The organism is Fusibacter sp., from assembly GCF_057447755.1.
This window is the reverse complement of the sequence record NZ_JBVBZF010000346.1, coordinates 1-3641: the sequence shown is the minus strand read 5'-3', so window position 1 is coordinate 3641 and position 3641 is coordinate 1. Positions and strand designations below refer to the sequence as shown.

Genomic DNA, 3641 nt, shown 5'->3' with positions numbered 1-3641 from the left:
CAGTTGGCCAAAAACAACGATAACAGTGACATGCTTTGGAAGGCCTACATCCAATGGGTTTATTACTGTATCCAAGTTGAAGATGCAGATACTATGGAAAAGGTGCTGAACTGGTTGTCACAAATGGCGCAAAATCCTAAGAAGACCGCTATTTTAGAACGTCTTATAGGTATTAACTGCATGATGAATAACAATTATGATCAGGCGAGACATCATTTTGAAAAGTCGATTGAAGGCTTTGAAGCCATGATGAATCCTGCAAAATATGCCCTCAATATTGCTGCAGCTCATAACTATATTTCTGAGACCTATAGACGTGAAGCCAATTTTGAGAAAGCCCTTGAATGTGTACGTGAGGCTATTGTCATCTGTGAGAGCTACAATATATTTCGGGGACTATCCATCTTTAACACCAATGCTGGCATGATTGCCTACAATATGGGTGAAAAAGCGCTTTCAAAGCAATATTTTGAAAATGCGATTGAGCATTTTGATGCAATTGATACGGTTTGGCGCAGAAGTGAAGCCGAATCCTATCTAGCGCTTATCTATTGGGAAGAAGGGGAAAACGAGAAATCCATGAAGTTCATCGAAGAGGCAGAAAAGCACTCTAAGATCATAAATACACCTGAAACCATTAAACTTGTCAACCAATTTAAGATTAAAATTAGAAGTGCCTTGTAATTAAATAGACGCTAAAATTATTGAAAAGACGTAAAATGGACTAAGTGCCCTTATGATAAGTTTAAATAACGAATCAAGGGGCATTTTTAATGAAAAAAGATTATGAAGTATATGGTGTCGCCCTAAGCGCTGGCACTAAAAAAACCAAGAAGAGTATTCAAGAAACATTAGCCGCTGGTATTTTAGGGGGTGCTTTCATCGCGCTCGGTAGCATTGGCTATCTTGCAGCAGTGGCAAACATTCAACCTGCTGGTGTTGGTAAACTCGTAGGTTCATTTCTGTTTCCAGTTGGATTATTGCTCATATTAATCACTGGAGCTGAACTCTTTACGGGTAACAACTTGATGAGCCTATCTAGTATGCATGGTGAATCCAAATGGTCAGAGGTCTTCTCAAATTGGATCAAGATCTTTTTCTTCAATGCGATTGGTGCATTCTTCATCGCTTTGCTGGTTCATATGGGTGGTTTTGATCAGGGGGAGTTTTTAAAGGTAATTGAAAAGGTGATTCATGCCAAAGTGGCGTTAAGCTTCAGTGCTGCGCTAGCAAGAGGAATTTTATGTAATATACTTGTAGCGATTGCAGTATGGATATCATACGCGAGTGATATCACAAGTGGCAAAGCCATTTTAATTTGGCTACCAATCACACTTTTTGTCTATTCAGGCTATGAGCATTGTGTTGCAAACATGCTTTACTTTAGTTTAGCAGGCCTTGCTGGGGTAGAGTTTAGTTTTTCTGAGATGCTAGGGAACATGATTCCTGTAACACTTGGCAACATAATTGGCGGAGGCGTTGTACTGCCAGTCCTTTATTATGGCATGTTTAAAAACAAAAATTAGTATTGAATTGTAGGGTATTAACTTATATTATGGAATATGAATAATGATTGGGCTGATGTGCGCCCCTAATGATGAAAGGAGAACAAAGATGAAAACAGATGTTCAAATTGCTCAAGAAGCTCAAATGCTTCACATTAAAGAGGTTGCAGCTAAAGTAGGTATCACAGAAGAAGAATTAGAGCTTTATGGCAATTACAAAGCAAAAGTAAGCTTAGATGTGGTTGCTAGAAATCAAGATAAACCAGATGGCAAATTAATCCTCGTTACAGCAATCAACCCAACTGCAGCTGGTGAAGGTAAAACAACGACCAACGTTGGCTTGAGCATGGGTCTTAATAAAATTGGTAAAAGAACATTTACAACACTTAGAGAACCGTCTTTGGGACCTTGCTTTGGCGTAAAAGGTGGCGCAGCAGGTGGTGGTTATGCTCAAGTCGTGCCTATGGAAGATATCAATCTTCACTTTACTGGTGACATTCACGCGGTTACAACGGCAAACAACTTGTTGTCAGCCCTAATTGACAACCATATGCACCAAGGCAATGCGCTTGGTTTAGATCCAAAGCGTATCTCTTGGAGACGTGTTGTTGACATCAACGATCGCGTTCTTAGATCGATTACCGTTGGACAAGGTCCTAAGGGTAACGGTGTTGTTAGAGAAGACGGCTTTGATATTTCGGTTGCATCAGAAATCATGGCAATTCTTTGCCTAGCAAATACACTTGAAGATCTCAAAGAAAGACTTTCAAAAATGATCGTGGGTTACACTTATGCTAACAAACCAGTTACTGCAGCTCAATTAGAGGCAGTTGGCGCAATGGCGCTTCTCTTAAAAGATGCCATCAAGCCTAACCTCGTTCAAACACTTGAGGGTACACCAGCCTTTATTCACGGTGGTCCATTCGCGAACATCGCACACGGTTGTAACTCGGTTGTTGCTACTAAGACAGCCCTTAAAATGGCAGATTATGTTGTGACAGAAGCTGGCTTTGGTGCTGACCTTGGTGCAGAGAAATTCTTTGATATTAAATGTCGTTATGCTGGTCTTAAGCCTGATGTAGCGGTTATCGTAGCAACTGTAAGAGCACTTAAAAAGCATGGCGGTGTTGAAAAAGATCAATTAGGCGTTGAAAACTTAAAGGCGCTTGAGAATGGTTTTGAAAACTTACAAAGACATATTGAAAACGTTAAGAAATTCGGTGTGCCTGTTGTGGTTGCCCTTAACGAGTTCCCGACAGATACAAAAGCAGAAATTGATTTAGTTGAAGCAAAATGTATGAATCAAAACGTTTCTGTTGTCTTATCTCAAGTCTTTGCAAAAGGTGGCGACGGTGGTGTTAAGCTTGCAGAAAAAGTTGTTGAAATTGCAGAAAAAGGCGAGTCTAAATTTAAACCTTTATATGAATTAGATTTACCGATCATCGAGAAGATTGAAGTGATTGCAAAAGAAATCTACAGAGCAGATGGCGTAGAGTTCACAAGTTCTGCAATCAAGAAAATTGAGAAGTTTGAAGCAGATGGATTGGGCAACTTGCCAATTTGTATGGCGAAGACACAATATTCATTCTCAGATGATCCGAATCTTATCGGTGCACCACAGGGCTTTAAGATTACAATTAATGACGTTAAAGTATCGGCAGGCGCTGGTTTCATCATCCCTATGGCTGGTGATATCATGAGAATGCCTGGTCTTCCAAAAGTACCTGCAGCAAACAAGATTGATATTTTATCAGACGGTGAAATTGTAGGCTTATTCTAAACAAACCATATAAACCCTTTGGTGGTCTGACTTACAGATTGCCAAAGGGTTTTTTTATGTAAAGCCTGGTCAAAATATTAAAAAAATGAGATAAATTTGAAATTCCTTGCCCAAAAGATATTGATTAGTGCCTCAAAATAAATTATGATACATAAAAAGAAACCTTTTGGGAGGCGAGTCATGTTAGGGACTATTGTAAACGCGGCAGCAATCGTCGTTGGAAGTTTAGTGGGCATATTGATCAAAGGTGGTCTTCCTGAAAAAGTGAGTAAGTCCATCATGCAAGGTGTTGGTCTTTGTATCGTTTTAATCGGTATATCAGGTGCTTTGGAAGGTACAAAGTATTTGATGGAGAT

Annotated in this window: 3 protein-coding genes and 1 pseudogene; all 4 read left to right on the top strand. The window is 39.6% G+C overall.

Annotation, left to right across the window (positions count from 1 at the left end):
- Positions 1–684 (top strand): annotated as a pseudogene (locus AC220I_RS19880) (hypothetical protein); the annotation flags it as partial.
- A gap of 89 nt (positions 685–773) precedes the next feature.
- A complete protein-coding gene (locus tag AC220I_RS19875; protein ID WP_486725607.1) occupies positions 774–1526 on the top strand; it encodes a formate/nitrite transporter family protein in 753 nt (250 codons plus the stop codon).
- A gap of 88 nt (positions 1527–1614) precedes the next feature.
- Positions 1615–3285 carry a formate--tetrahydrofolate ligase gene (locus AC220I_RS19870; RefSeq protein ID WP_486725606.1) on the top strand — a complete coding sequence of 557 codons (1671 nt, stop codon included), beginning with the start codon at positions 1615–1617 and terminating at the stop codon, positions 3283–3285.
- A gap of 144 nt (positions 3286–3429) precedes the next feature.
- Positions 3430–3641, top strand: a 212-nt coding sequence (locus AC220I_RS19865) for a DUF554 family protein (RefSeq protein ID WP_486725605.1), incomplete at its 3' end; no start/stop codon positions are given.

Coding starts and splice junctions, on each gene's coding strand:
- AC220I_RS19875 (WP_486725607.1), top strand. CDS start 774: ATGAAAAAAGATTATGAAGTATATGGTGTCGCCCTAAGCGCTGGCACT.
- AC220I_RS19870 (WP_486725606.1), top strand. CDS start 1,615: ATGAAAACAGATGTTCAAATTGCTCAAGAAGCTCAAATGCTTCACATT.